Origin of the sequence: Streptomyces coacervatus, from assembly GCF_029223485.1 — a bacterium.
GTDB classification, from domain to species: Bacteria; Actinomycetota; Actinomycetes; order Streptomycetales; family Streptomycetaceae; genus Streptomyces; species Streptomyces coacervatus.
In genome coordinates, this window is sequence record NZ_JARHTP010000016.1 from 96,223 (window position 1) to 121,863 (window position 25,641).

The following is a 25,641-nucleotide window of genomic DNA, read 5'->3' on the forward strand; positions in this document are numbered from 1 at the left end:
GCCGGTCGTGTTCTCCCCGGTCGCCGACCGGTGCTCCTGCATGCCCGCCGTACTGCACATGGCACCCCCAGGCGTCCCCCAAAGCGCGAAAGACCTTCGCCTTTGACATCGTTGCGGGCCTTTGCGGCAAGGCCGCCTACGAATTCGCCACAGTCTCCCCCGTACTCAGCAGGAGGTTCACCGCATGGTCGGCAGACATGCAGCGGGCAGGCGCCGCGCCGCCCTGGCCACACTCGGCACCCTCGTACTCACCGGGATCCCCACGGCCGCCGCGGCCGCCCCGCCGCCCGCGCCGGGGCCCCTGCCCTCGGCGCCCAGGTCGCTCGGCGCCGACAGACCGTCGCCGCAGGTGCTGCGCGCGATGGAGCGCGACCTGCGGCTGACGCGGGCGCAGGCGGCCACCCGGCTGGTCAACGAGGAAGAGGCGGGCACCCGGGCCGGCCGCCTGCGCAACTCCCTCGGCAAGCACTTCGCCGGAGCCTGGGTGAGCGGGAAGACCTCCGCCGAGCTCACCGTCGCGACCACCCGTCAGGAGGACGTGGCCGCGATCCGGGCGCAGGGCGCCAAGGCCGTGGTCGTCCGGACGCCGCTCAGCGCCCTGGAGGGCATCAAGGCGAAGCTGGACGCCGCCGCCGCACGCGTGAAGACGGGCAACGCACCGGTCTGGTACGTCGACGTGCCGGGCAACCGGGTCGTCGTCGAGGCGACGACGCAGTCCGCGGCCGCCGCCTTCATCGATGCCGCGGGCGTCGAGGACCTGGGCGTGACCGTGCGGTTGTCCGCGAACCGGCCCCGGCTGATGGGGAACCTCGTCGGCGGTGACGCCTACTACATCAACAACTCCGCCCGCTGCTCCATCGGCTTCTCCATCACCAAGAGCCGGCAGCAGGGCTTCGTCAGCGCGGGCCACTGCGGCAAGCCCGGTGACAGGACCACCGGCTACAACAAGGCCGACCAGGGCACGTTCCAGGCGTCCACGTTCCCCGGCAGGGACATGTCCTGGGTGGCCGTCAACGACGGCTGGACCGCAACGGCGGGCGTCAAGGGGGAGGGCGGCAGGACGTCACAGGTCGCCGGTTCGGTGCAGGCGCTCGTCGGGGCGTCGGTCTGCCGCTCCGGCTCCACCAGCGGTTGGCACTGCGGCACCGTCCAGCAGTACAACGCGTCGGTCGACTACGCCCAGGGCACCGTGAACGGCCTGACCCGGACCACGGTGTGCAGCGAACCCGGCGACTCCGGCGGCCCGTTCGTCTCCGGCGCCCAGGCCCAGGGCGTCACCTCCGGCGGCTCGGGCGACTGCACGGCCGGCGGGACCACCTTCTACCAGCCGGTCAACCCGATCCTCAGCACCTTCGGCCTCGCCCTGAAGACCGCCTCCGTCCAGACCGGCCCGCCCGCCCCGCAGGGCACCGCGACGGCGACGGCATGGTCCGTCGGCCACGTCTACGAGGTCGGCGCCACGGTGATCCACGCGGGTGTGCGCTACCAGTGCCTGCAGACCCACCAGGCGCAGGGAGCATGGTCGCCGGCGGACACTCCGGCCCTGTGGCAGCGGATGTAGCAGCCGTAGTACGGCACTTGCGGTGCGGGGGCGTTGCCCCCGCACCGTCCGCGGCCAGGGCCGTGCATTCAGATGTATTCGGTCGCCGCGTCCAACAGCCAGTCCGTCAGGTAGCTCGCGAAGGACGAGCGGACCAGCACCCAGAATCCGGCGCCGGGTTCGTCCCGGGCGACCAGGACGACCTGTGTGCGGGCAAGCGTCGTCTGGGCGCAGCGTCCGGCGCCGAAGGCGCGCGGGTGCAGGTCCAGCGGGCAACCGTGGGCCAGCAGGTCCAGGGCGCGGGCGCCGGAGACGAGGAGTGTGGTGCGCTGGGCGGAGACGTCGGTGACGGAGACGGGTTCCTCTCCGACGGCCGCCCGGATCCGGGTCTCCAGGTCCCGCTCGCTGCCCGGCGGGCCGACGACGAGCCATTCGTCCGGGCCGAGCCACAGCGCGGTCAACTCCCCCGCGCGGATGGCCGTGTTGGGTTCGAGCGGCAGCTGCAGGCCCAGCGCGAGCCCGACCGCGTCGGCCGCTCCTCCCTTGGCGTCGAGGCGGACGTTCAGCTGGGCCAGGAAGGGGAGCTCGGCCAGCCGGACCGCGCCCCGGGAGGTGCGCGTCGTGGCGGCCAGGCGATCGGCGTACCGCGACAGGGGGCTGCGGGGCGGGGCGGTGAGTGCGGTGTCAGCCATCGCGGCGGGCTCCCTCAGGGTCGTAGAGGACGGGGCTTGCGACGGTCACCGGGACCAGACGGCCGCCCACGGGGGCGTACAACCGCTCGCCGATGCGTTCCCGGCCGCCCTTGACCAGGGCCAGTGCGAAGGTCCGGCCGAGCGCGGCGCTGCGGTAGCTGGAGGTGACGTGGCCGAGCATCGGTACGGGCGGGGCGGGAAGCACGCTGTCCGCGACCAGCTGGGTGCCCTCGGGGAGGAAGGTGCCGGGGTCCTCGGGGAGCAGGCCGACCAGGTGCTTGCGGTCGGGGCGGACGGCGTCGGCACGGGCGTAGGAGCGCTTGCCGATGAAGTCGGGCTTCTTCTTGGACACCGCCCAGCTCATGCCGAGGTCTTGCGGGGTGACCGTGCCGTCGGTGTCCTGGCCGATGATCGGGTAGCCCTTCTCGGCGCGCAGGACGTGCATGGTCTCGGTGCCGTACGGGGTGATGCCGTACGGGGCGCCGGCCTCGTGCAGCGCCTCCCACAGGGCGAGCGCCTCCCACGGTGACACGTTGATCTCGTAGGCGAGTTCGCCGGAGAAGCTGATGCGGCAGACGCGCGCCTCGATGCCGGCGACGGTCGTCTCGCGCCAGGCCATGAACGGGAAGTCGTCGTTGGATACGGCGAGTTGGGGCGCCAGCGAGCCGAGGACCTCGCGAGAGCGCGGCCCGACCAGGGCGACGGTCGCCCACTGCTCGGTGACCGAGGTGCAGTGGACCTTCAGCTCCGGCCACTCGGTCTGGAGCCACTCCTCCATCCAGTCCAGTACGGTCGCCGCGTTGCCGGTGGTCGTGGTGACCAGGAAGCGGTCCGGGGCCAGGCGGATGACCGTGCCGTCGTCGAAGACCATGCCGTCCGGGCGGCACATCACGCCGTAGCGGATCATGCCGACCTTCAGGGTGCTCATCATGTTGGTGTAGAGCAGATCGAGGAAGACACCGGCGTCCGGGCCCTGTACGTCGATCTTGCCCAGGGTGGACGCGTCCATGAAGCCGACGCTGTCGCGGGCGGCGGCGCATTCGCGCAGCACGGCCGTCTCCATGTCCTCGCCGTCCTGGGGGTAGTACCAGGGGCGCTTCCACTGGCCGACGTTCTCGAAGAGGGCGCCGTGCTCGATGTGCCACTCGTGGACGGCAGTTGTGCGGACCGGGTCGCTGAGCGTGCCGCGGTCGCGGCCGGCGAGGGCGGCGAAGGAGACCGGGGTGTAGGGCGGGCGGAAGGTGGTGGTGCCGAGTGCGGAGATGTCCACGCCGAGGAGTTCGGCGACCACGCCGCTGGCCAGGACGCCGGCCGTCTTGCCCTGGTCGTTGGCCGTGCCGGCCGTGGTGTAGCGCTTGGTGTGCTCGACCGAGCGCAGGCCGGCGCCGGTGGCGCGGGACAGGTCGTCGACGGTGACGTCGCGCTGGAGGTCGACGAAGCGGGGGGCGCCCTCGCGGCCAGGGACGGTGAACACCTGCATGGGCGGGGTGAGTTGGGGCTGCTCGGGCACCTGCGGGAGGCGGGGCGCCTCGGGGGTGTAGCCCTCGGCCTCGATCGCGCGGGCTCCGGCCGCCGCGCCCTGCGCGAGGCAGCCGGCCAGGTCGAACACGCCGCTCGCGCTGCCGGCCACCTCGACAGCCTGGCGGCCGGCGTCGGGGACGAAGGTGCCGAGCGCCTCGTCGTAGCGGAGCTTGCCGCCCGACTGGCTGAACAGGTGCGCTACGGGGTTCCAGCCGCCGGAGACCAGGAGCAGATCGGCGGCGAACTCCCGCTGTCCCGTGGTCTCTCCGTACGGGGCGACGGTCACCGCCGTCAGGCGGGCCTCGCCGTCCGTGCCGGTGACGGCGTGGCCGGGGAGCACCTCGATGCCGGCGGCGCGGGCGCGGTCCGCCCAGGCGCCGGGTTCGGGGCGGGTGTCGACGATCGCCGAGATCGCCACCCCGGACGCTGCCAGGTCCAACGCCGCCGCGTACGCGCTGTCGTTGGTGGTGAAGACGACCGCGTGGCGGCCGGGCAGGACGCCGTGGCGGTGGAGGTAGGTGCGGGCCGAGGCGGCCAGCATCACGCCGGGGCGGTCGTTGTCCGCGAAGGCGAGCGAGCGCTCGTGGGCGCCGGTGGCGAGGACGACTCGGCGGGCGCGGATGCGGTGGACGCGTTCCCGGGAGACGTTCTGCGGGGCCTTGGCGCCGAGGTGGTTGGTGCGGCGCTCGACTGCGAGGAGGTGGTTGTCGTCGTAGTAGCCGAAGACGGTGGTGCGGCGCAGGATGCGGACGTCGGGGGCGGCGTCGAGCCGGGTGTTCAACTCGGCTGCCCAGTCGGCGAGTTCGCCGGTGCCGAGGAGGCTGCCGCCGAGGGTGGGCTGGTCGTCGGCGAGGATCACTCGGGCGCCGCTGTCTGCTGCCGCCGCTGCGGCTGCGAGGCCTGCGGGGCCGGCGCCGACGATCAGGAGGTCGCAGTGGTCGTGTACGGCGTCGTAGCGGGCCGGGTCGGGGGTGGTGGCCAGGCGGCCCTGGCCGGGGAGGCTGGTGGCGACCAGGCCGTCGTAGAGCTCGATGGCGGGGGCGGGGAGCATCGGCTCGGGGAAGGGTTCTTCTATCTGGATGACGGCGTTGGGTTCTTCCACGCCGGCGGAGAAGATGCCTCGGGGGCGGCCGAGCTTGATGCTGGTCGCTGCCGCGATGACGCCGTTGGCCAGGAGGGCGGAGGCGAGGGTGTCGCCTTCCACGCCCTGGTATTCGGTGCCGTCGAAAGTGAAGCGGAGGGGGCGGGCGCGGGTGCGGTCCGGGGGCTCTGCCCCCGGGCCCCCGATCGGCCCTGAAGGGGCCTCGTCCTCAAACGCCGGACGGGCTGGGAGGACCGGCCTCGGCTCAAAGGTTGCCGGACGCTCCTCCCCCGCCCGATAAACCGCCAACACCTCGTTCGTCGACGTGTCCCGTACCGCGTTGAACCAGCGTCGGCAGCCCGCCGAGTGGCTCCAGCGTTCCGCGAAGGGGCCCTTGGGGTTGGCGCGGAAGAAGAGGTACTTGGCCCACTCCTCGTCGGTCAGGGCCGACGGGTCCGCCGGGTAGGCGACATGGGCCTGGCCGCCGTAGTGGAACTCGGCCTCGTCGCGGGGCCCGCACCACGGGCAGGGGATGAGCAGCATCGTTGGGCTCCCTAGTGGGCCACCGCGGCCGCGCCGTGCTCGTCGACGAGCGCGCCGGTGGTGAAACGGTCGAGCGAGAAGGGGGCGTTGAGGGCATGCGGGGTGTCGTGGGCGATGGTGTGGGCGTAGACCCAGCCGACGCCCGGGGTGGCCTTGAAGCCGCCCGTTCCCCAGCCGCAGTTGAGGTAGAGGTTGTCGACGGGGCTGAGGCCGACGATCGGTGAGGCGTCGGGGCTGACGTCGACGATGCCGCCCCAGGTGCGCAGGACGTGGGCGCGGGCGAAGACCGGGAAGAGTTCCAGGGCCGCCGCCATCTGGTCCTCGATGATGTGGAAGGCGCCGCGCTGGGTGTAGGAGTTGTACGAGTCGATGCCCGCTCCCATCACCAGCTCGCCCTTGTGCGCCTGGCTGACGTACACATGGACCGCGTTGGACATGACGACGGTGGGGTGCACCGGCTCCAGGAGTTCCGACACCAGCGCCTGCAACGGGTGGCTCTGGACGGGGAGTTCGATGCCCGCCATGGCCGCGAGGACGGACGTGTGGCCGGCCGAGCACAGGGCCACCTTGCCCGCGGCGATCGGGCCGAGAGTCGTCTGGACTCCGACCACCCGGCCGCCGACCACGTCCAGGCCCGTGACCTCGCAGTTCTGGATGATGTCGATGCCGGCCTCGTCCGCGGAGCGGGCGTAGCCCCAGGCCACGTAGTCGTGCTTGGCGATGCCGGCGCGGGGCTGGTAGGTGCCGCCGAGGACCGGGTAGCGGACGTCCGGGGAGATATTGACGATCGGGCAGACCTCTTTGACCTGCTCGGCGTCGAGCCACTCGGCGTCGACGCCGTTGAGGCGGTTCGCCTCGACCCGGCGGACGCTGTCGCGGACGTCCTGGAGGCTGTGGGCGAGATTCAGCACACCGCGTTGCGAGAAGAGGATCGGGTAGTCGAGCTCCTCCTCCAGCCCTTCCCAGAGCTTGAGGGCGTGCTCGTAGATGCCGGCGCTCTCGTCCCACAGGTAGTTGGAGCGGATGATCGTGGTGTTGCGGGCCATGTTGCCGCCCGCGAGCCAGCCCTTCTCCAGTACGGCGACATTGGTGATGCCGTGGTTCTTCGCCAGGTAGTGGGCGGTGGCCAGGCCGTGTCCGCCGCCGCCGACGATGACCACGTCGTACGAGCGCTTCGGCTCCGGCGTGCGCCAGAGGAACTCCGGGTGGTCGGGGAGGTCGGCGCCGGGGGTGGTGGGGCTCATCGGGCGTCTCCTGAGGCACCGGAGAGGTGCGGGTAGAGCGGGTGCTTGGCCGCCAGCGCCTCGGTGCGGGCCCGCAGGGCGGCGATGTCGGGCTCCGGCTGGAGGGCCAGCGCGATCACGTCGGCGACCTCGGCGAAGTCCTCCTCGGTGAAGCCTCGGGTGGCCAGGGCCGGGGTGCCGATGCGCAGGCCGGACGTCACCATGGGCGGGCGCGGGTCGAAGGGGACGGCATTGCGGTTGACCGTGATGCCGATCTCGTGGAGGAGGTCCTCCGCCTGACGGCCGTCCAACTCCGACTCCCGCAGGTCCACGAGGACCAGGTGGACGTCCGTGCCGCCGGTCAGGACCTTCACGCCGACGGCCTCCGCATCCGGCTGCGTGAGGCGCTCGGCCAGGATGCGGGCGCCCGCCAGCGTACGAGCCTGCCGCTCGGCGAACTCCGGGGACGCGGCGACCTTGAAGGAGACGGCCTTCGCGGCGATGACGTGCTCCAGCGGGCCGCCCTGCATCCCGGGGAACACCGCCGAGTTGATCTTCTTGGCGAGGTCGGCCTCGTTGGTGAGGATGACACCGCCGCGCGGACCGCCGAGTGTCTTGTGCGTGGTCGTGGTGGTGACGTGGGCGTGCGGGACGGGGTTCGGATGGAGCCCCGCCGCCACCAGTCCCGCGAAGTGCGCCATGTCGACCATCAGCAGGGCGCCCACCTCGTCGGCGATCCGGCGGAAGGCCGCGAAGTCCAGCTGCCTGGGGTACGCCGACCAGCCCGCGATGATCATCTTGGGGCGGTGTTCCTTGGCGAGGCGCTCGACCTCGTCCATGTCGACGAGGTTGTCCGCCTCGGCGACGTGGTAGGGCACCACATTCAGCATCTTGCCGCTGTAGTTGATGCGCATGCCGTGGGTGAGGTGGCCGCCGTGCGCGAGGTCCAGGCCGAGGATCGTGTCGCCGGGCTGGAGCAGCGCGAAGAAGACAGCCGTGTTGGCCTGGGCGCCCGAGTGCGGCTGGACGTTGGCGAACCCGGCCCCGAAGAGGGACTTGATGCGCTCGATCGCCAACCGCTCAGTGACGTCGACGTGTTCGCAGCCGCCGTAGTAGCGGCGTCCGGGGTAGCCCTCGGCGTACTTGTTGGTCGCGACCGAGCCCTGGGCCTCCATCACGGCGGTGGGCGCGAAGTTCTCGGAGGCGATCATTTCGAGGGTGGACTGCTGGCGGTGCAGTTCGGCGGCGAGTGCGGCGTGGACTTCGGGGTCCAGTTCCGCCAGGGGGGTGTTCAGCGCGTTCATACGGCGTTCGCGTTCCTCTCGGCGGCCTCGACGACGTTGGCCAGCAACATCGCCCGGGTCATGGGGCCCACACCCCCGGGCATCGGCGCGAGCCAGCCGGCGACCTCGGCGGCCTCCGGGTGGATGTCGCCGACGAGCCCGTTCTCGGTGCGGGTGATACCGACGTCCAGGACGGCCGCGCCGGGGCGCAGCATGTCCTTGGTGATCAGTCCGGGCGAGCCGGCCGCCGCAATGACGATGTCCGCCTCGCGTACATGCCAGGACAGGCCCTTGGTGCCGGTGTGGCAGAGGGTGACGGTGGCGTTCTCGGAGCGGCGGGTGAGGAGGAGGCCGATGGGCCGTCCCACCGTGATCCCGCGTCCGATCACGCAGACCCGCGCGCCCGCGAGGGGCACGTCGTAGCGGCGGAGCAGTTCGACGATGCCGCGCGGGGTGCAGGGCAGTGGCGCCTCGGTGCCCAGGACGAGCCGGCCGAGGTTGACCGGGTGCAGGCCGTCGGCGTCCTTGGCCGGGTCCATGCGGGCAAGTACGGCGTTGGCGTCCAGGTGCTTCGGCAGCGGGAGCTGGACGATGTAGCCGGTGCAGGCCGGGTCGGCGTTGAGCTCGTCGATGACGTCCTCGACCTGGCTCTGCGAGGCGTCGGCGGGCAGGTCACGACGGATGGAGGCGATACCGACCTGCGCACAGTCCCGGTGCTTGCCGCCGACGTAGGCGTGACTGCCGGGGTCGTCACCGACGAGCACGGTACCGAGGCCCGGGGGCCGTCCACCGTTCGCGGTCAACTTGGCGACACGCTCGGCGAGTTCACGACGAATGTCGCCGGCGGTCGCCTTACCGTCAAGCACCTGTGCGGTCACAGACGGCACTCCTTCCCATAGGTCAACTGCAGCTTCCTCAGGGGCGCGGGGAACTGCGCGACCAGCCACAACGCACCTGCAGCCGATCGATCCAGCTCAGCCACGAAGACGGGACATCGTGGGATCGAACAGGGGCTCCTCTGCGACAACGGCCTCGATGCGCTGATCGAAGTACCCGATGTGCAGGGCAGTGCCTGGGGTAGCGAGCTCGACCGGCAGCCACGCGTATGCGATGCCCTTGCCGATCGTGTAGCCGTACGCCGCACTAGTGACGTACCCGACCGCACGCTCACCGTCGAACACCGGCTCCTTGCCCAGGACGACCGACTGCGGGTCATCGATGGTGAGGCAGGTCAACCTGCGCCGCACGTTCTCCTTGCGGAGCTCAAGCGCCGCCTTGCCGATGAACTCCCCCTTGTCCAGCTTCACGGCGAAGCCCACACCGGCCTCATAGGGGTCGTGCTCGTACGTCATGTCCGTGCCGAAGGAGCGGTACCCCTTCTCCAGGCGGAGGCTGTTGAAGGCGCCGCGGCCGGCGATGACGCCGCCCAGCGGCCTGGCCGCCTCCCACAGGGTGTCCCACAGCTTCTGGCCCTGGTCGGCGGTGGTGTACAGCTCCCAGCCGAGTTCACCGACGTACGACAGGCGCATGGCGGTGACGGGTACCGAGCCGATGTAGGCGCGCTTGGCGCGGAAGTACTTCAGGCCGTCGTTCGAGAAGTCCTCGTCCGTGAGGGGCTGCAGAACCTTGCGGGCCAGCGGGCCCCACAGGCCGATGCAGCAGGTGCCGGGGGTGATGTCGCGGACCTGGACGGTGCCGTCGGCGGGGAGGTGGCGGGTGAACCAGTCCAGGTCCAGATTGCCGTTGGCCCCGACCTGGAAGAGGTCGCGGGCCAGGCGGGCGACGGTGACGTCGCTGCGGATGCCGCCGTCGTGGTCGAGGAGGAGGGTGTACGTGACCGAGCCGACCGACTTGGCCACCTTGCTGGTGGTCAGGCCCTCCAGGAAGTCGGCGGCACCGGGGCCGGTCACCTCCAGGCGCTTGAGGGCCGTCATGTCGTACATCGCGACGGTCTCGCGGGTGGCCTGCGCCTCGGCGCCGACGATGGGCGACCAGTACTGCGCCGCCCAGTCGTTGGGGGTGGGGATGGACCGGCCTTCGACCAGGGACGCGTTGGCCTCGTACCACTGCGGGCGCTCCCAGCCGTTCGCCTCCAGGAAGAAGGCGCCATGCTCCTGCTGGCGGGCGTGGAAGGGGCTGGTGCGGATCGGGCGCGGCTTCCCGGACGGCTGGAGGGGGTGGAGGATGTCGTAGACCTCGACGAAGTTCTGGCAGTCGCGGGCCAGGACGTACTCCGGGGACAGCTGGTGCGGCTCGAAGCGGTTGACGTCGCACTCGTGCAGGTCGAAGGAGGAGCAGTAGCCGTCGACCAGCCATTCGGCCATGGCCCGGCCCACGCCCGCGGAGTGGGTGACCCACACGGCCTCGGCGACCCAGAAGCCCTTGACGTCCTGGGACTCGCCGAGCAGCGGGTAGTTGTCGGTGGTGAAGGAGAACAGGCCGTTGATGCCCTCCTCGACCTTCGCCTCCTTGGTGGAGGGGAGGAGGGACTGGGTCTCCGTCCAGGCCGGCTCGAAGTCCTCCTCCGTGAACTTCAGGACCGAGGGCATGGTCTCGGCCTCGTCGAAGGAGAGGATCTCGTCCGCGGTGATCGGCATCGGACGGTGGCCGTAGTAGCCGATACCGATGCCGTCGAAGCGGTCGCGGTAGTAGAGGTCGGCGTCCTGGTGGCGCAGGATCGGGCGGACCGCCTCCTCGGTCTGGCCGGCGAGCGCGGGGATCGGGCCGGTCCAGGCGAGTTGGTGGGCGAGCGGGGTCAGCGGGAGGTTCATGCCGGCCATGCGGGCGATCTTCGGGCCCCAGATGCCGGCGCAGCACACGACGATGTCGGCGGGGATCTCGCCCTGGTCGGTGAGGACGCCGGTGACGCGGCCGTCGGCCTGCTGGACGTCCAGGACCTCGTGGCGGGCGAGGAACGTCACGCCGCGTTCGGTCGCCCGGCGGATCTGCGCCTCGACGGCGAGGACCGCCTTCGCGAGGCCGTCCGTCGGGACGAGGAGGCCGCCGAGGACCTTGTCCCGGTTGACCAGCGGGTGCTGCTCGACGCATTCGTCGGCGCTCAGCAGCCGGGACTCGATGCCCCAGGCGGTGATCCAGCCGTGCCGTCGGTGCAGTTCCGCGAGGCGCTCGGGGGTGGTGGCCACTTCGAGGCCGCCGACCTGCAGGAAGCAGGGCTTGCCGTCGACGTCGAGCGAACAGAACTTCTCGACGGTGTAGCGGGCCAGCTCGGTCATGGTCTTGGAGGAGTTGGTCTGAAAGACCAGGCCCGGCGCGTGTGAGGTGGAACCTCCCGTGGCGGGCAGCGGGCCCTGGTCGACCACGGTCACACCGGTCCAGCCTCGCGCGGAGATCTCGTCGGCGAGGGCCGCTCCCACGACGCCCGCTCCGATGATCACCACTCGGGGTCCCGCCATCGCCGCACCTCCGGAAATCAAAACCGTCCAGTTGCTTTCTGCGCAACGTGATTCAGGTTGCGCAACTCAATGTGCCTGTCGCGGGGAGGGGGTGTCAAGGGGTCCGTGACGTCCGAAAACAGGCCGGAACACCCGCCCTGAACACGGCAATGCCCGGCGGGCGGCGCGTACCTGCACGCACCGCCCGCCGGGCATGTCCGACCGGCCTGTGGACTCGGCCTACTTGATCCAGGCGTCGACCTTGTCCTTGTTGGCCTCGACCCACTTCTTGGCCGCCGCATCGTCGGACAACTTGTCCTGAGCGATGTACTTGGCGACCTCGTTCTGGTCGTCGTTCGTCCAGTTGAAGTTCTTCACCAGGTCGTAGGCGGGGCTGCCGGACTTGGCGAACTTCGCGCTGACGATCTTGTTGAGGTTGTAGATCGGGTAGTCGCAGGCGACCTTCGCCGCGTCGGTGTCACAGCCCGTCTTGTACGCGGGCAGGGAGACCTTCTTCAGCGGGACCTCGGACAGGAACCACTGCGGCTCGTAGAAGTAGCCGATCACCCACTTCTTGTTCTTCTCGGCGTCGCGGAAGGCCGTGATGAGGGCCGCCTCGCTGCCCGCGTACACCACCTTGAAGTTCAGCTTCAGGTTCTTCACCAGCGCCGCGTCGTTGGTGACGTACGACGGGTCGCCGTCCAGGAGCTGGCCCTTGCCGCTCGACTCGGAGGTCTTGAACTGCGACGCGTACTTGTTGAGGTTCTTCCACTGGAGGATGTCGGGGTGCGCCTTGGCCAGCCACGGCGGCACGTACCAGCCGATGAGGCCCTTGTTGCCGGTCTGGCCGGCGTCGACGGCGGTCTTCTGGCCGTCGATGTACTTCTTCACCAGGTCGGCGTGGCCCCAGTTCTCCAGGACCGCGTCGACCTCGCCGGTGCCGAAGCCCTGCCAGGCGATCTGTTCCTTCAGGTTCTTCTTGGTGACCGTACAGCCGAGGTTGTGCTGCGCGACGTATGCGACGACCGCCGCGTCGGCCTCGTAGCCCACCCACGGGTTGACGGCCAGGTTGAAGGTGCCGCACTTGCCCGAGCTGCCCGAGCCCGCGGAGGAGCTGTCGCCGACCTTCGCCCCGCCGCAGGCAGTGAGGGTGAGGCCGAGGACGGCCAGGCCGGCCGCGCCGGCTTGCCAGTGTCTTGCCATGGTGTCCTGCTCCTTATGCGCTCGCGCGTCGCGCCGCTGCCTGAGTGATCCGGTCGAACATGACTCCGAGCAGTACGATGGCGAGTCCCGCCGCCAGCCCCTTGCCGTACAGCTCGTTCTGCGAGAATCCGGCCACTACGTCGTAGCCGAGGGCGCCCGCTCCTACCAGGCCGCCCACAACAACCATCGACAGCACGTAGATCAGGCCCTGGTTGGTCGCGAGCGTCAGGGCACTGCGTGACATCGGCAGTTGGACCTTGGTGATGATCTGCCAGGTGTTGCACCCGGCGGAGGTGGCCGCTTCCACGGTGGTCTCCGGCACCGCGCGGATCCCGTCCGCGATGATCTTCATGGCGACCGGCGCCCCGTAGACGATCGCCGCGACGATGGCCGTGAAGCGGGTGGCGCCGAACAGCGCGAGGAACGGTACGAGGTAGACGAACGGCGGCATGACCTGGGCCGCGTCCAGAGTGGGCCGGATCATGCGGTCGGCCATCATGCTGCGGCCCATCCACACCCCGAAGACGATGCCGAGGATCATCACGAGCACCGTCGCGACGAGCGTCGAGGCCATTGTCGTCATGGCGTCCGACCACACACCGGTGGCGACCAGCAGGCCCACGCACGCGGCCGTGGTGATCCCGGCCTTCCAGCCGCCGAGCACCACTGCCAGTGCGACCAGCACCGCGCCGACGAGCCACCACGGGGAGTCGGTGAGCAGTGTCTGGAACGGGTTGAGCAGGCCGTTGGTGATGGCGTCGCGGAAGGCGTTCGTCAGGCCGGACAGGTTGTCCTGCACCCAGTTGGCCGCGGTGTCCGTCGCGCTCGCGATGCGGGTTCCGACGGTGCCGTCACCGGGGAAGTCGGCGGCCCACAGGTAGGTGTGCGAGAGGTAGATCAGGACCGCGGTGACCACGGCGCCGGCACCGAGCAGGGGCCTGCGCCACTTCTCGAAGCGGTTCCTGGAGTTGCGTGCGTGCTCCTCGCGCGCGCTGGCCGCGGTCGTGACCCGGTCCAGCACGATCGCCATGATCACGATGGCAAGGCCCGCGTTGAAGGCCGTGCCGACGTCGAGCGACTGCAGTGCCTGCAGGACGTTCACGCCGAGGCCCGGTGCGTTGATCAGGGCCGCGATGGTCACCATGGCCAGGGCGGCCATGATGGTCTGGTTGACGCCCATCACCACGGTCCGCTTGGACATCGGCAGCAGGACCTTCAGCAGCGACTGGCGCCGCGTGGCACCGAGGGAGTCGGCGGCCTCGACGGTCGTCTTCGACACGTTACGGATGGCGTGCGCCGTGATGCGGATCGTCGGCGGGGCCGCGTAGATCACGGTGGCGATGGTCGCGGACGCGCCGCCGATGAGGAAGAACAGGGTCAACGGTGCCAGGTAGACGAAGGTCGGCATCGTCTGCATGAAGTCCAGGAAGGGCGTCATGAGCCGGTTGAACCGGTCCGAAAGACCGGCAGCCACCCCGAGCGGGATCGCGAACAGCAGGGCCACGAACACCGCGCACAGGATGAGCGCCAGGGTGTCCATGCTCTCCTGCCACAGGCCCTGCAGCCCGAAGAAGGTGAAGCCGGCCACGGCCAGCAGGGCGACCTTCCAGTTGCCCACGGCCCAGGAGACGAACCCGGCGAGCCCGACGACGCCGAGCCAGCCGATCTCGGGGACCGGGCGGGCCCCGGACGGCTGGGAGATCAGGTGCTGGACAAAGGTCACCAGGTTGTCGATGACCAGCCGGATCTCGTTGAAGAAGTACAGGAAGAGCGGGTTGGAGTTGCGGTTGGCGCCGATGGAGTCGTTGAAGTCGTTGATCCACCGGTGCAGATCGGTCAGATCGGCCACTGCCAGGGACAGGGTCTGCTTGCCGCGCAGAAGGGCGAACAGCACCAGCCAGACGACGAGGATCGCGCCGATCACCATGGGCCGGCTGACCTTGCGCGCGCCCTTGGCGGGCGCGGTTGCCGGTTCCGCGGCCTCGGTTTTCTCGGGTTTCTCCACGGCGACGGTCATCACGCGCCGCCTTCCTGCCCGGCGACCACCGCGAGGATCTCCTCGTCGCCGACGATGCCGAGCAGCTTGCCGTTCTCGACGACCTTGACGGGCTTGTCGGCGGCCAGGACGACCCGGGTGGCCTCCTTCACGACGACGTCGGGGCCCAGTTCCGGGCCGTCCAGGTCGTCGCCGTCCTCCGGAGCCCGCATGATCCACTTCAGCGTGAGGACGTCGCCGCGCGGCACGTCCTTGACGAACTCGCGTACGTAGTCGTCGGCGGGGGCGCCCACGAGTTCGTCGCCGGTGCCGCACTGGACCATCTTGCCGTCGCGCATGATCAGGATGCGGTCGCCCAGCTTGAGGGCTTCCGAGAGGTCGTGGGTGATGAAGACCATGGTCTTGCCGACCTCGTGGTGGAGGCGGATGACCTCGTTCTGCATGTCGCGGCGGATCAGCGGGTCGAGCGCGGAGAACGGCTCGTCGAAGAAGAGCACGTCCGGGTCGCCGGCCAACGCCCTTGCCAGGCCCACGCGTTGCTGCATACCGCCGGAGAGCTGGTCGGGGTAGGAGTTCTCGTAGCCGGCCAGGCCGACCAGCTCGACGACCTCCAGGGCCCGCTTGGTGCGCTCGGCCTTGCTCATGCCGCGGATCTCCAGGCCGAAGGCCACGTTGTCCACCACCCTGCGGTGGGGCAGCAGCCCGAAGTGCTGGAAGACCATGGAGAACTTGCGGCGGCGCAGGTCACGCAGCCGCTTGTCGTCGGCCTGGCGGATGTCCTGGCCCTCGAAGACGACCTCACCCGAGGTGGGTTCGATCAGCCGGGTCAGACATCGCACCAGGGTGGACTTGCCGGAGCCGGACAGGCCCATGACGACGAAGACCTCGCCCGGCGCGACCTCGAAGTTGACGTCGCGCACGGCGGCGGTACATCCGGTGCGGTCCATGAGCTCGCGGCGACTGAGCCCGCACAGCTCCTCCGATTCCGGCACCCGGTCGGCCTTCGGCCCGAACACCTTCCACAGATTGCGCACAGATATGACGGGCGTGCCGTCCGAGTCCTGAGGGGTGCCGCGCCGCTGCGGCACCTCGGTCTGTGTGGGGGTCACGTTCGACCTCATTTCGGCGTTCAGCCGCGGAACCAGCGCTGCGGCCGGGGTTGGATGTTCTGCCAGATGTGCTTGGGCTCGCGGTACTCGTCCAGGCCGGTCGGTCCCAGCTCCCGGCCGACGCCCGAGTGCCCGAAGCCACCCCATTCCGCTTGCGGCACATAGGGGTGGTAGTCGTTGATCCACACCGTGCCGTGGCGCAGCCGCCGGGCGACCCGCTGGGCCTTCCCGGCGTCCTGCGTCCAGACGGCGCCGGCGAGTCCGTACTCGGTGTCGTTGGCGATGCGTACGGCATCGTCCTCGTCGGTGAAGCGCTCGATCGTGAGCACGGGTCCGAAGGACTCCTCGTGCACCACATTCATGTCCTGCCGGCACTCGTCGAGGACGGTCGGCGGGTAGTAGAAGCCGTTCGCGAGGGCCGGGTCGTCCGGCCGCTCGCCGCCGCAGCGCAGTACTGCGCCTTCCGCGATGCCCGCGGCGACGTACGCCTCGACCTTCGCCAGGTGCTGGGCGGAGATCAGCGCGCCGGTCTCGGCATCGGCGTCGAAGGGCCCGCCCAGCCGGATCTGCCGCGCACGCCGCACCACCTCGTCGACGAAGCGGTCGTGCAGCGAGTCCTCGACGATCAGCCGGGCGCCGGCCGAGCAGACCTGCCCCGAGTGCAGGAAGACGGCCGTGAGAGCCATGTCCACGGCCGTCTCGAAGTCGGCGTCGGCGAAGACGACATTGGGGTTCTTGCCGCCGAGCTCCAGCGCCACCTTCTTCACGGTGGCGGCGGCGGTGGCCATGATCCGCTTGCCGGTCTCCAGCCCCCCAGTGAAGGACACCATGTCCACGTCGGGGCTCTCGGAGAGCGGTGCGCCCACCTCGGGCCCGGTGCCCAGGACGAGATTGGCGGCGCCGGCCGGCAGCCCGGCCTCCTCCAGTGCCTTCATCAGCAGGATGGAGGTGGAGGGGGTGAGCTCGCTGGGCTTCAGGACGATCGTGTTGCCGGCGAGCAGCGCCGGGGCGACCTTCCAACTGGCCTGCAGCAGAGGGTAGTTCCAGGGCGTGATCAGCCCGCACACGCCAACCGGCTCGTAGACGACACGACTGACGGCGTCATCCCGCCCGGTGTCGATCACCCGTCCGGCGTCGGTGCCGCCGATCCCGCCGTAGAAGCGGAAGCAGGAGACGACGTCGGCGATGTCGTACTCGCTCTCCACCAGCCGCTTGCCGGTGTCCAGCGACTCGGCGCGGGCGAATTCCTTGGCGTCGCGCTCAAGGATGTCGGCGGTGCGCAGCAGCAGCGCGCCGCGCTCACGCTCGGGAGTGCGGGGCCAGGGCCCCTCGTCGAAGGCTCGGCGGGCCGCGGCGATCGCCGCCTCCGTGTCCGGACGCGTCCCTTCCGGTACGGTCGCCGAAAGCGTGCCGTCAGCGGGACAGCGGATCTCGCGGCGCCCGCCGGCCACCGGCTCACGCCACTCTCCGTCCACATACAGATCTGCCACGCGCCAAGCCTTTCAACCGAAATTCGTTGCGCATCGTGCATTCAATTGCTTGTGGTGGAACACCCTGACGAATGACCAGACATACGTCAAGGGGTTGGTGCATGACGATTTCGCAAGGGGCCCAATGGTCCCCGTTCTCTTGACCGAGGGGCCTGTCGGCCCTGACCATGTTGCGCATCGCTCACTGAGTTGTGCAATACGCACCGACGGAGGCCGCATATGTCCCCTCGCCCGCAACCTGGCCGTGAGTACGTCCTCACCCTCTCGTGTCCCGACAGCGCGGGACTGGTCCACGCCGTGAGCGGCTTCCTCGTCAGGAACTCCGGCAACATCCTGGAGAGCCAGCAGTTCGATGATCGACTCCAGGGCCGTTTCTTCATGAGGGTCCACTTCGATGTTTCCGATCCAAACGCGGATCTGGAAACTCTGCGTTACCGGTTCGGTCCCGTGGCCGAGGCCTACCGCATCTCCTGGAAGCTGTGGGACGCCTCGACGCCGACCCGCACGCTGATCATGGTCTCCAAGTTCGGCCACTGCCTGAACGACCTGCTCTTCCGTCGCCGCACCGGCGCCCTCAACATCGAGATCCCGGCGATCGTCTCCAACCACCGCGACTTCGAGGGCCTGGCGGAGACCTACGGCATCCCCTTCCACCACGTCCCGGTCACCAAGGAGACCAAGCCGGAGGCCGAGGCACGGCTGCTGGAGCTGGTGAGCGAGCTGGACGTCGACCTCGTGGTGCTGGCCCGCTACATGCAGGTCCTCTCCGACGACCTGTGCAAGCAGCTGGAGGGCCGTGCGATCAACATCCACCACTCCTTCCTCCCCAGCTTCAAGGGCGCGCGCCCATACGTCCAGGCCTACGACCGCGGAGTGAAGCTCGTCGGCGCGACGGCGCACTATGTGACCTCGGACCTGGACGAGGGGCAGATCATCGAGCAGGACGTGGTCCGGGTGGACCACTCGCTCGACCCCGGGGAGCTGGTCACGGTCGGCCGGGACGTGGAGGCACAGGTACTGGCACACGCCGTGAAGTGGCACAGCGAGAGCCGGGTGATGGTGGACGGCAGCCGCACGGTGGTCTTCCGCTGAGCGGTACGGCACGGCGCCCTATGTATACGGAGGCATGCGGTGCATACGGGCGCCGGCCGGCACCACCAGCCCGTCCGGCGTTTGAGGACGAGGCCCCTTAAGGGCCGAAGCGGGGGTCTGGGGGCGGCAGCCCCCAGCAACGCCCGCTGCACCCCCCTCAGCCGCCCAGCCGCTCCAGCACCGCCCGGCGCCACACTTCGGTCTCGGCGATCTGGTTGAACGTGAACAGGTGCAGCCCCGCCACCCCCGCCGAAGGCGCCGTAAGAGCCTCCTCGGCGCGGGTCAGGAGCCTCTCGGGCGAGTAGCCCCCGGGCGCTGCGAACCGCAGAAACCACGACGCATGCTTCGTCAGGAACCGCGTCGACTCCCCCACCCCGATCTTTGTCGCCATGGCCAGCAGCTTCGTCCGCTGCACCGGCCCGGCGACGCCCACGTACACGGGCAGGGTGACGTCCCGCCGTCGTATCCGGGCGATCCACTCCCCCAGCACGCGCGGATCGAAGCACAGGTTGCTCACGATGTACGTGGCGTGCGCGCGCTTGTCCCACATCGCCTGGATGGTGAGGTCGTCGTGGATCAGCGGATGGCTCTCGGGATAGCCGGTGATGCCCACGCGTGCGAAGGGCCCGCCCAGCTCGCTGAGCCGACGCAGCACCGGCAGGGCCCCGCCGTAGGCCCCGGCCGGCGGGTCCGCGTCGCCCGCCGGCACGAAGACGTCGTCGACGCCGCATTCACCGAGCCGGTCGACGACCTCCTTCAGGTGCGCGTCGTCCCGCAGCAGCCGCGCCGGCACGTGCGGCACGACGCGGTAGCCGTGCCCCGCGAGCCGCCCGGCGAGATCGAGGGTCGGTTCCAGCCCCTTGACCGGCGACGCCGTGACCGTGACCACGACGTCGCGCGGGACATGGGCGAGGACCTTGTCCTCGGTCGCCTTCGCGGGCAGCACCTCGTAGCGGACGCTCTCCAGCAGCGCCCGTAGCCCCGTGGCGCCCAAGGTCTACCCGGCCTGCGTCTCGGCGTCGCGAAGGCGGTAGTACGCGGCCTTCGACGGGGCGAGGGGCTCCTTGCCGAGGATCAGGTCGGCGGCCTTCTCGGCGACCATCATCACCGGGGCGTAGATGTTGCCGTTGGTGACGTACGGCATCACCGAGGCGTCCACGACCCGCAGGCCCTCCACGCCGTGGACCCGCATGCTGGTGGGGTCGACGACGGCCGTCTCGTCGGTGGAGGGGCCCATCTTGCAGGTGCAGGACGGGTGCAGGGCGGTCTCGCCGTCCTTGGCGACCCAGTCGAGGATCTCCTCGTCGGTCTCGACGGACGGGCCGGGCGAGACCTCGCCGTTGTTGTAAGGGGCGAGCGCGGGCTGGTTGAGGAGCTTGCGGGCCACCCGGATCGCCTCGACCCACTCGCGGCGGTCCTGCTCGGTGGAGAGGTAGTTGAAGCGCAGGGCCGGGTGCTCGCGCGGGTCCTTGCTCTTGATCTTCACTGAGCCGATGGCGTCGGAGTACATGGGGCCCACGTGGACCTGGTAGCCGTGGCCGCCCGCGGGCACGGAGCCGTCGTAGCGGACCGCGATGGGCAGGAAGTGGAACATCAGGTTGGGGTAGTCCACGTCCTCGTTGCTGCGGGCGAAGCCGCCGGCCTCGAAGTGGTTCGTGGCGGCCGGGCCCTTCCGGAACAGCCACTGCAGGCCGATGAAGGGGGCCCGCCACTTCGCCAGGTACGGCTGCATGGAGACGGGCTGCTTGCAGGCGTACTGGATGTACACCTCCAGGTGGTCCTGCATGTTCTCGCCGACGCCCGGCAGGTCGTGCACGACGTCGATGCCGAGGGCGCGCAGCTCCTCCGCGTTGCCGATGCCGGACAGCTGCAGCAGCTGCGGGGAGTTGATCGCGCCGCCGCACAGGATGACTTCCTTGGCGCGGACCTGCTTCGGGGCGCCCTTGCCGCGCTGGTACTCGACGCCGACGGCCTTCTTGCCCTCGAAGAGGACGCGGGTGACCAGGGCGCGGGTCTTGACGGTCAGGTTGGGGCGCTTGCGGACGGGCTTGAGGTACGCCTTCGAGGCCGACAGCCGGCGTCCGCGGTGGACGTTGCGGTCGAACTTGGCGAAGCCCTCCTGGCGGTAGCCGTTGACGTCGTCCGTGGGGGCGTAGCCCGCCTCCTCGGTGGCCTTGAGGAAGGCGCCGAAGAGCGGGTTGGTGGCCGGGCCGCGCTCCAGGACGAGGGGGCCGTCGTGGCCGCGGAACTCGTCGTCCGGGTCGGCGGCCAGACAGTTCTCCATCCGCCGGAAGTAAGGAAGACAGTGTGCGTAGTCCCAGGTCTCCATGCCGGGGTCGGCCGCCCAGCGCTCGTAGTCCATGGGGTTGCCGCGCTGGAAGATCATGCCGTTGATGCTGCTGGAGCCGCCGAGCACCTTGCCGCGCGCGTGGTAGATGCGCCGGCCTCCCATGTGGGGCTCGGGCTCGGACTCGTACTTCCAGTCGTAGAAGCGGCTGCCGATCGGGTACGTCAGGGCCGCGGGCATCTGGATGAAGACGTCCCACGGGTAGTCGGACCGGCCTGCCTCCAGGACCAGGACCTTGTTGGCCGGGTCGGCGGAGAGTCTGTTCGCCAGTGCACTGCCGGCCGAACCGCCGCCGACGATGACGAAGTCATATTGCAGGGGAGCCATGGTGCCTCGTCTCGCTCGCGCCGTAGATACGCGACGCATGCTAGTACCAGTAGCGCTATACGCACTAGGTTGCGAGCCACGCAACTTACAAGGGCATGATTTCGGTGTCGTTACTTGCAAGGGTGTCATTCACCGCCCAGGTGGCAGCGGCGCGTGGACACAGCGATCTCGGCGACCTCACCGTGCACGGGCGGCAACAGGTGTGAGCATCCACACCTCCTTCACCATTGCGCCGTCCCGCCCCGGCGCGACAGAGTGTTCCAACTGCCTGACGCGCCTCGCGAGTTGCCCGCAGCCGTCACAGCAAGGCGGCACGGACGAACCGGAAGGAAGACGAGTGAACCCGATCACGGTGCGAGGGTTCGCGGTGGCCTCGGCCACGGCGGTCACCGCAGTCGGAAGCGTCGTCGGCGTCGCCTCGGGCAGCACCGCGCAGCCGAACGACGCCGAGGCCACGACGGCCGACGCAACGCTCCTCGCGGACATACCCGCCGGGCAGCAGGCCCAGGTGCAGACCGCTTCCCTGACGCAGCAGGCCGACGCCCAGGCCGTCCAGGCGGACGCGAGCGCCAAGAAGGACGCCGAGGAGGCCGCCCGCAAGGCCGCCGCCAGGACCGCGGTCGCCAAGCAGGAGGCCGCGAAGAAGGCCACGGAGGCCAAGAAGGCCGCCTCCCACGACACTCCGGTCACGCCCGTGCTGACCACCTACTCCACCGCCCAGATCAAGGCGCTGGCGGCACAGATCGTGCCGAGCGGCCAGTTCCAGTGCTTCAGCAACATCGTCACCCGCGAGTCGGGCTGGGACATGCACGCCATGAACCCCTCCTCCGGCGCCTACGGCCTCGTCCAGGCCCTTCCCGCCTCCAAGTACTCGACCGTCGGCTCCGACTGGCAGACGAACCCGGCCACCCAGATCAAGTGGGGCCTCAACTACATGAACAGCGCCTACGGCAGCCCCTGCGACGCCTGGGCCTTCTGGCAGGTCCACCACGCGTACTGAGGCCGTCGCACGCCCCCACAGGCGCGTGAATCGCCCCCCGACCAACCGCCCCTTACCAGGAGAAAAGACCTGGTCAGAGTCGCGCGGGTAAAGAGTTTGTACCGTACTACGCGTATAGTTTCGCTGTGAGCAACCACAGCCAAGACACCGAAACGTCAAATTCGCAGGCCGGCGGAGTGCAGTCGGTCGACCGAGCCATCAGCGTCCTGGAGATCCTGGCCCAGCGCGGCGAGGCGGGCGTCAGTGAAGTCGCCGCCGAGATCGATGTTCACAAGTCCACCGCCTTCCGCCTGCTCGGCGCCCTGGAGTCGCGCGGTCTGGTGGAGCAGGCGGGCGAGCGCGGCAAGTACCGGCTCGGCTTCGGCATCGTGCGCCTGGCCGGCGCGGTCACGGGACGCATCGACATCACGCAGCAGGGCCGGCCGGTCTGCGAGCGGCTCGCCGAGGAGATCGGCGAGACGGTCAACATCGCAGTGCTCCAGGAGCACTACGCGATCAACCTCTACCAGGTGCGCGGCCCCGGAGCGGTCACCGCGCACAACTGGGTCGGCCAGCTGACCCCGCTGCACGCGACGTCCAGCGGCAAGGTCCTGCTGGCTTACCTGCCCGCCAAGGAGCGCGCCACGCTGCTGGCCGAGGCGGGCCTGAAGAAGGTCACGCCGCACACCATCACCTCGAAGGCGAAGCTGGAGAAGAACCTCGCCGAGGCGCGGGAGGCCGGCTACGCCTGGACCAGGGAGGAGCTGGAGATCGGTCTGCACGCCATGGCCGCGCCGGTCCTCGACAGGGACGGCGAAGTCATCGCGGCGGTCACGGCCTCCGGCCCCTCCTACCGGTTCACCCAGGAGCGGATGCGCGAGCTCGCCCCGGTGCTGATCAAGGGCGCCGAGGAGATCAGCCACCGGATGGGCTACCTGGGCTGAGTCACCCCTTGGGGGTGCCCAGGCGCTCGTTCACCCAGTCGTGGAAGGCACCGATGTGGTGCTCGCTGGGCACCAGCACCCCGCCCTTGGCGTACATCCGGGAGCTCATTCCGGGCTGTGTGCGCTCGCACGCGTCGAAGTCCTGGCGGTTGACCCGGTCGAAGAGCTCCACGGACCGGCTGACGTCCTTGCCGCTCTCGACGACGTGCGGGAGGTAGAGCCAGTCGCACTCGACGATCGTGCGGTCGACGGCCACCGGGTACATCCGGTGGAAGATCACGTGATCGGGGACAAGGTTGATGAAGACCTGCGGCCTGACCGTGATCGCGTAGTAGCGGCGGTCCTGGTCGTCGGCGACGCCGGGGATGCGGTCGAGACCCTCGGAGCCGTCGACGGTGAAGCCCTGCACCTCCTCGCCGAACTCCGCGCCGTGCCCGACGTAGTACTGGGCGGCGTAGCCGTCGGCGAACTCGGGGAGCACCTCGGTGAGTTCGGGGTGGATGGTGGCGCAGTGGTAGCACTCCATGAAGTTCTCGATGATGAGCTTCCAGTTCGCCTTGACGTCGTAGACGATCCGCTTGCCGACGGAGAGGTTGTCGATGTCGTAGTGCTCGATCGACTCCACGTCGCCGAGGCGGGCGACGACCTCGCCGATGACGTCCTCCTCGAAGGAGGGCGGGTTCTCCGCCAGGCACACCCAGACATAGCCGAGCCATTCCCGCACGGCCACGCTCACCAGGCCGTACTCGGTGCGGCCGACGTCGGGCATCTTGGTGAGGTTGGGCGCCGCGACCAGCTTGCCGTTCAGGTCGTAGGTCCAGGCGTGGTACGGGCACTGGAAGGCCCGCTTGACCTCGCCGGACTCCTCGGTGCAGAGCTTGGCTCCACGGTGCCGGCACACGTTGAAGTACGCACGGATCGAGTTGTCACGTGAGCGGGTGACGAGGATGCTCTCGCGACCCACGTCGACGGTGCGGAAGGCGCCGGGCTTGGCCAGCTCGGAGGAGCGCGCGACGCAGAACCACATCGTCTCGAATATGCGCTCCTGCTCCTGGGCGAAGATCGCCGGATCCGTGTAGGAGGAGCCGGGGAGGGTGGCGATCAGGCTGTCCGGCAGGCTGGTCGAGGTCACGGTGCACTCCTCGGGAACGTCGTGGTAGAAGCGCCCCACAGGGGCGCGGGACGGTGCTTGTGTGCGTCACAGCGAAGCGCTCAGCTGCTTGCGCCAGCGGGTGAACAGCCGCGGCTGGTTCATCCCGAGCACGGCGACCGGCAGGCCGGCCCGCCGGTAGACGGCCAGGACGTTGCGGTCGTCCGCGGCGCCCTCCTCGACCGTCACACTGTCGGCGCCGGCCGCATGACCGGCGAACTGGATCTTCACGCCGTACTGGTCCGACCAGAAGTACGGCGGCCGGGGCACCCCCGGCTCCACCGCGCCGCCCGCCAGCAGTGTGGCGATGGCGGCATCGGGCCGCTCCCGTGCACCGGTCCAGTGCTCGACGCGGCGATGGGCGCCCGCGCGGGGGTCGTACCAGTTGGCGCAGTCGCCGACCGCGACCACGCCGGCCAGGCTGGTGCGGCCGTCCGCACCGCACTTCACGCCGTTGTCGAGCGCGATGCCGGAGCCTTCCAGCCACTCGACGCACGGGCGTGCACCCACACCGACGACGACGATGTCGGCGGGGATGCTGCGGCCGTCCTCCAGCAGGACGGCGTCGACCTTCCGCTCGCCGCTGAGTCCCTTGACGCCCACGCCGCACAGCAGCCGTACGCCGTGGTCGGCGTGGAGCGCGGAGACGATGGTGCCCATGGTCTCGCCGAGCGGTCCGGCGAGTGGCGTCGGGGCCGCCTCGATGACCGTCACGTCGAGCCCGAGGGCGTAGGCGGTGGAGGCGACCTCGGCGCCGATGAAGCCGCCGCCGATCACCACCAGCCGTCCGCCGCGGGCCAGTTCGTCCCGCAGGGCGCGGGCGTCGTCCAGGGTGCGCAGGGTGTGCACCCCTGCCAGGCCCTCGGCGCCCGGCAGGGTGCGGGCGGCGGCGCCGGTCGCGATGACGATGCCGTCGGCGCGGACCTGACTGCCGTCGGCGAGCCGGACGGCGCGCTCGGTCCGGTCGAGTCCGGTGGCGCGGGCGCCGAGCAGCCACTCGGCGCCCAGGTCCTCGTCGTCCGTCTCCAGCACGAGATCCGCTTCGCCGATCGTGCCGGCCAGGAACTCCTTGGACAACGGGGGCCTGTCGTACGGGCGGTGGGCCTCGTCGCCGATGACGACGAGCCGTCCGTCGTAGCCCTGCTTGCGCAGTGAGCGCGCCGCCGACAGGCCGGCCAGCGAGGCGCCGACCACGGCGACCGTCCTCACGCGGGACCTCCGGCGAGCCGGGAGGCGATGCAGGGCGGCAGGTTGGGGGCGTCGGTGGACACCTGGACGTGGATCATGCCGTCCTCGACGACGACCTCGTGCGTCCGCACCGGCAGCTTGGCCGGCGGGGCGTCGACGGCGCCGGTGCGCAGGTCGAACTTCGAAGCGTGCAGCGGGCATTCCACCTCGCAGCCCTCCAGCCAGCCGTCGGCGAGCGAGGCGTCCTGGTGGGTGCATGTGTCGTCGATGGCGAAGACCTCGCCGTCGTCGGTATGGAACACCGAGACCGGCGGATCGATGTCGAGCCGGAAGGCCTCACCTCGCGGGAGATCCGCGAGACGGCACACGGGAATCATCATGACACCTCGGTGCGTATAACGAAACGGATTGCGGTAAGCGCAACATCAGTCTGAGGTCGCCCCGAACCCTTGTCAAGGAGTTCAGGGGCCCCTTTGACCCCTGCCAGATGTTGCCTTTCATGCAACTTGGCGCACGATAGGCAACACCCTCAGGGCAGGGG

General features: G+C 69.8%; 19 protein-coding genes. 4 read left to right on the plus strand and 15 right to left on the minus strand.

The features are described from left to right. Positions 1 to 184 precede the first annotated feature (184 nt). Positions 185 to 1,561 (plus strand): alpha-lytic protease prodomain-containing protein, encoded by a 1,377-nt coding sequence (locus tag P2Q00_RS33760; protein WP_275777391.1) that lies wholly within the window; start codon positions 185 to 187, stop codon positions 1,559 to 1,561. A gap of 68 nt (positions 1,562 to 1,629) precedes the next feature. Here P2Q00_RS33760 and P2Q00_RS33765 read toward each other — a convergent pair whose 3' ends face one another. The 10 genes from P2Q00_RS33765 to P2Q00_RS33810 form a co-directional block, all read right to left on the minus strand. Beyond that, complete coding sequence (locus P2Q00_RS33765; protein ID WP_275777393.1) at positions 1,630 to 2,232, minus strand: sarcosine oxidase subunit gamma; 603 nt, start codon at positions 2,230 to 2,232, stop codon at positions 1,630 to 1,632. Further along, positions 2,225 to 5,377: a sarcosine oxidase subunit alpha family protein gene (locus P2Q00_RS33770; RefSeq protein ID WP_275777395.1), complete on the minus strand. Its 3,153-nt coding sequence runs from the start codon at positions 5,375 to 5,377 to the stop codon at positions 2,225 to 2,227. The genes P2Q00_RS33765 and P2Q00_RS33770 overlap by 8 nt, the downstream gene beginning before the upstream one ends. An 11-nt stretch (positions 5,378 to 5,388) precedes the next feature. Then, positions 5,389 to 6,621 (minus strand): sarcosine oxidase subunit beta family protein, encoded by a 1,233-nt coding sequence (locus P2Q00_RS33775; RefSeq protein WP_275777397.1) that lies wholly within the window; start codon positions 6,619 to 6,621, stop codon positions 5,389 to 5,391. Beyond that, positions 6,618 to 7,904: a serine hydroxymethyltransferase gene (glyA, locus tag P2Q00_RS33780; RefSeq protein ID WP_275777399.1), complete on the minus strand. Its 1,287-nt coding sequence runs from the start codon at positions 7,902 to 7,904 to the stop codon at positions 6,618 to 6,620. Before glyA ends, P2Q00_RS33775 begins: the two co-directional genes overlap by 4 nt. Further along, positions 7,901 to 8,761: a bifunctional methylenetetrahydrofolate dehydrogenase/methenyltetrahydrofolate cyclohydrolase gene (locus P2Q00_RS33785; protein ID WP_275777400.1), complete on the minus strand. Its 861-nt coding sequence runs from the start codon at positions 8,759 to 8,761 to the stop codon at positions 7,901 to 7,903. Before P2Q00_RS33785 ends, glyA begins: the two co-directional genes overlap by 4 nt. Before the next feature lie 96 nt (positions 8,762 to 8,857). Beyond that, entirely contained in the window at positions 8,858 to 11,296 is a 2,439-nt protein-coding gene (locus P2Q00_RS33790; protein ID WP_275777402.1) for a GcvT family protein, read from the minus strand. A 219-nt stretch (positions 11,297 to 11,515) separates the two neighbouring features. Beyond that, positions 11,516 to 12,478, minus strand: coding sequence for an ABC transporter substrate-binding protein (locus tag P2Q00_RS33795; protein ID WP_275777403.1), 963 nt, complete (start codon positions 12,476 to 12,478; stop codon positions 11,516 to 11,518). Positions 12,479 to 12,491: 13 nt separating this feature from the next. Further along, positions 12,492 to 14,495, minus strand: coding sequence for an ABC transporter permease (locus P2Q00_RS33800; RefSeq protein WP_275777405.1), 2,004 nt, complete (start codon positions 14,493 to 14,495; stop codon positions 12,492 to 12,494). After that, positions 14,495 to 15,583 carry a quaternary amine ABC transporter ATP-binding protein gene (locus P2Q00_RS33805; protein WP_275777407.1) on the minus strand — a complete coding sequence of 363 codons (1,089 nt, stop codon included), beginning with the start codon at positions 15,581 to 15,583 and terminating at the stop codon, positions 14,495 to 14,497. The genes P2Q00_RS33800 and P2Q00_RS33805 overlap by 1 nt, the downstream gene beginning before the upstream one ends. Positions 15,584 to 15,603: 20 nt before the next feature. Then, complete coding sequence (locus P2Q00_RS33810) at positions 15,604 to 17,073, minus strand: aldehyde dehydrogenase family protein (protein WP_275777409.1); 1,470 nt, start codon at positions 17,071 to 17,073, stop codon at positions 15,604 to 15,606. Positions 17,074 to 17,292: 219 nt separating this feature from the next. On the opposite strand from P2Q00_RS33810, the gene purU reads away from it, so the two are divergent. Beyond that, complete coding sequence (purU, locus tag P2Q00_RS33815; RefSeq protein ID WP_275777411.1) at positions 17,293 to 18,165, plus strand: formyltetrahydrofolate deformylase; 873 nt, start codon at positions 17,293 to 17,295, stop codon at positions 18,163 to 18,165. 157 nt (positions 18,166 to 18,322) lie between these two features. Here purU and P2Q00_RS33820 read toward each other — a convergent pair whose 3' ends face one another. After that, positions 18,323 to 19,159, minus strand: a complete 837-nt coding sequence (locus tag P2Q00_RS33820) for a methylenetetrahydrofolate reductase (protein ID WP_275777412.1) — start codon at positions 19,157 to 19,159, stop codon at positions 18,323 to 18,325. A gap of 3 nt (positions 19,160 to 19,162) precedes the next feature. Next, positions 19,163 to 20,839, minus strand: coding sequence for a choline dehydrogenase (gene betA / locus P2Q00_RS33825; protein WP_275777414.1), 1,677 nt, complete (start codon positions 20,837 to 20,839; stop codon positions 19,163 to 19,165). A gap of 337 nt (positions 20,840 to 21,176) precedes the next feature. Here betA and P2Q00_RS33830 point away from each other — a divergent pair, with 337 nt between their 5' ends. Both P2Q00_RS33830 and P2Q00_RS33835 read left to right on the plus strand, forming a co-directional pair. Further along, positions 21,177 to 21,839 carry an aggregation-promoting factor C-terminal-like domain-containing protein gene (locus P2Q00_RS33830; RefSeq protein ID WP_275777415.1) on the plus strand — a complete coding sequence of 221 codons (663 nt, stop codon included), beginning with the start codon at positions 21,177 to 21,179 and terminating at the stop codon, positions 21,837 to 21,839. 176 nt (positions 21,840 to 22,015) lie between these two features. Then, positions 22,016 to 22,762: an IclR family transcriptional regulator gene (locus P2Q00_RS33835; protein WP_275777675.1), complete on the plus strand. Its 747-nt coding sequence runs from the start codon at positions 22,016 to 22,018 to the stop codon at positions 22,760 to 22,762. 1 nt (position 22,763) lies between these two features. Here P2Q00_RS33835 and P2Q00_RS33840 read toward each other — a convergent pair whose 3' ends face one another. The 3 genes from P2Q00_RS33840 to P2Q00_RS33850 form a co-directional block, all read right to left on the minus strand. Beyond that, positions 22,764 to 23,894 (minus strand): aromatic ring-hydroxylating oxygenase subunit alpha, encoded by a 1,131-nt coding sequence (locus P2Q00_RS33840; protein ID WP_275777417.1) that lies wholly within the window; start codon positions 23,892 to 23,894, stop codon positions 22,764 to 22,766. Positions 23,895 to 23,960: 66 nt separating this feature from the next. Beyond that, positions 23,961 to 25,121 carry an NAD(P)/FAD-dependent oxidoreductase gene (locus P2Q00_RS33845; RefSeq protein ID WP_275777418.1) on the minus strand — a complete coding sequence of 387 codons (1,161 nt, stop codon included), beginning with the start codon at positions 25,119 to 25,121 and terminating at the stop codon, positions 23,961 to 23,963. Next, a complete protein-coding gene (locus P2Q00_RS33850) occupies positions 25,118 to 25,480 on the minus strand; it encodes a bifunctional 3-phenylpropionate/cinnamic acid dioxygenase ferredoxin subunit (RefSeq protein ID WP_275777419.1) in 363 nt (120 codons plus the stop codon). The genes P2Q00_RS33845 and P2Q00_RS33850 overlap by 4 nt, the downstream gene beginning before the upstream one ends. Positions 25,481 to 25,641 lie beyond the last annotated feature (161 nt).

Coding starts and splice junctions, on each gene's coding strand:
- betA (WP_275777414.1), bottom strand. CDS start 20,839: ATGGCTCCCCTGCAATATGACTTCGTCATCGTCGGCGGCGGTTCGGCC.
- P2Q00_RS33850 (WP_275777419.1), bottom strand. CDS start 25,480: ATGATGATTCCCGTGTGCCGTCTCGCGGATCTCCCGCGAGGTGAGGCC.
- P2Q00_RS33770 (WP_275777395.1), bottom strand. CDS start 5,377: ATGCTGCTCATCCCCTGCCCGTGGTGCGGGCCCCGCGACGAGGCCGAG.
- P2Q00_RS33775 (WP_275777397.1), bottom strand. CDS start 6,621: ATGAGCCCCACCACCCCCGGCGCCGACCTCCCCGACCACCCGGAGTTC.
- glyA (WP_275777399.1), bottom strand. CDS start 7,904: ATGAACGCGCTGAACACCCCCCTGGCGGAACTGGACCCCGAAGTCCAC.
- P2Q00_RS33760 (WP_275777391.1), top strand. CDS start 185: ATGGTCGGCAGACATGCAGCGGGCAGGCGCCGCGCCGCCCTGGCCACA.
- purU (WP_275777411.1), top strand. CDS start 17,293: ATGTCCCCTCGCCCGCAACCTGGCCGTGAGTACGTCCTCACCCTCTCG.
- P2Q00_RS33765 (WP_275777393.1), bottom strand. CDS start 2,232: ATGGCTGACACCGCACTCACCGCCCCGCCCCGCAGCCCCCTGTCGCGG.
- P2Q00_RS33795 (WP_275777403.1), bottom strand. CDS start 12,478: ATGGCAAGACACTGGCAAGCCGGCGCGGCCGGCCTGGCCGTCCTCGGC.
- P2Q00_RS33800 (WP_275777405.1), bottom strand. CDS start 14,495: ATGACCGTCGCCGTGGAGAAACCCGAGAAAACCGAGGCCGCGGAACCG.
- P2Q00_RS33790 (WP_275777402.1), bottom strand. CDS start 11,296: ATGGCGGGACCCCGAGTGGTGATCATCGGAGCGGGCGTCGTGGGAGCG.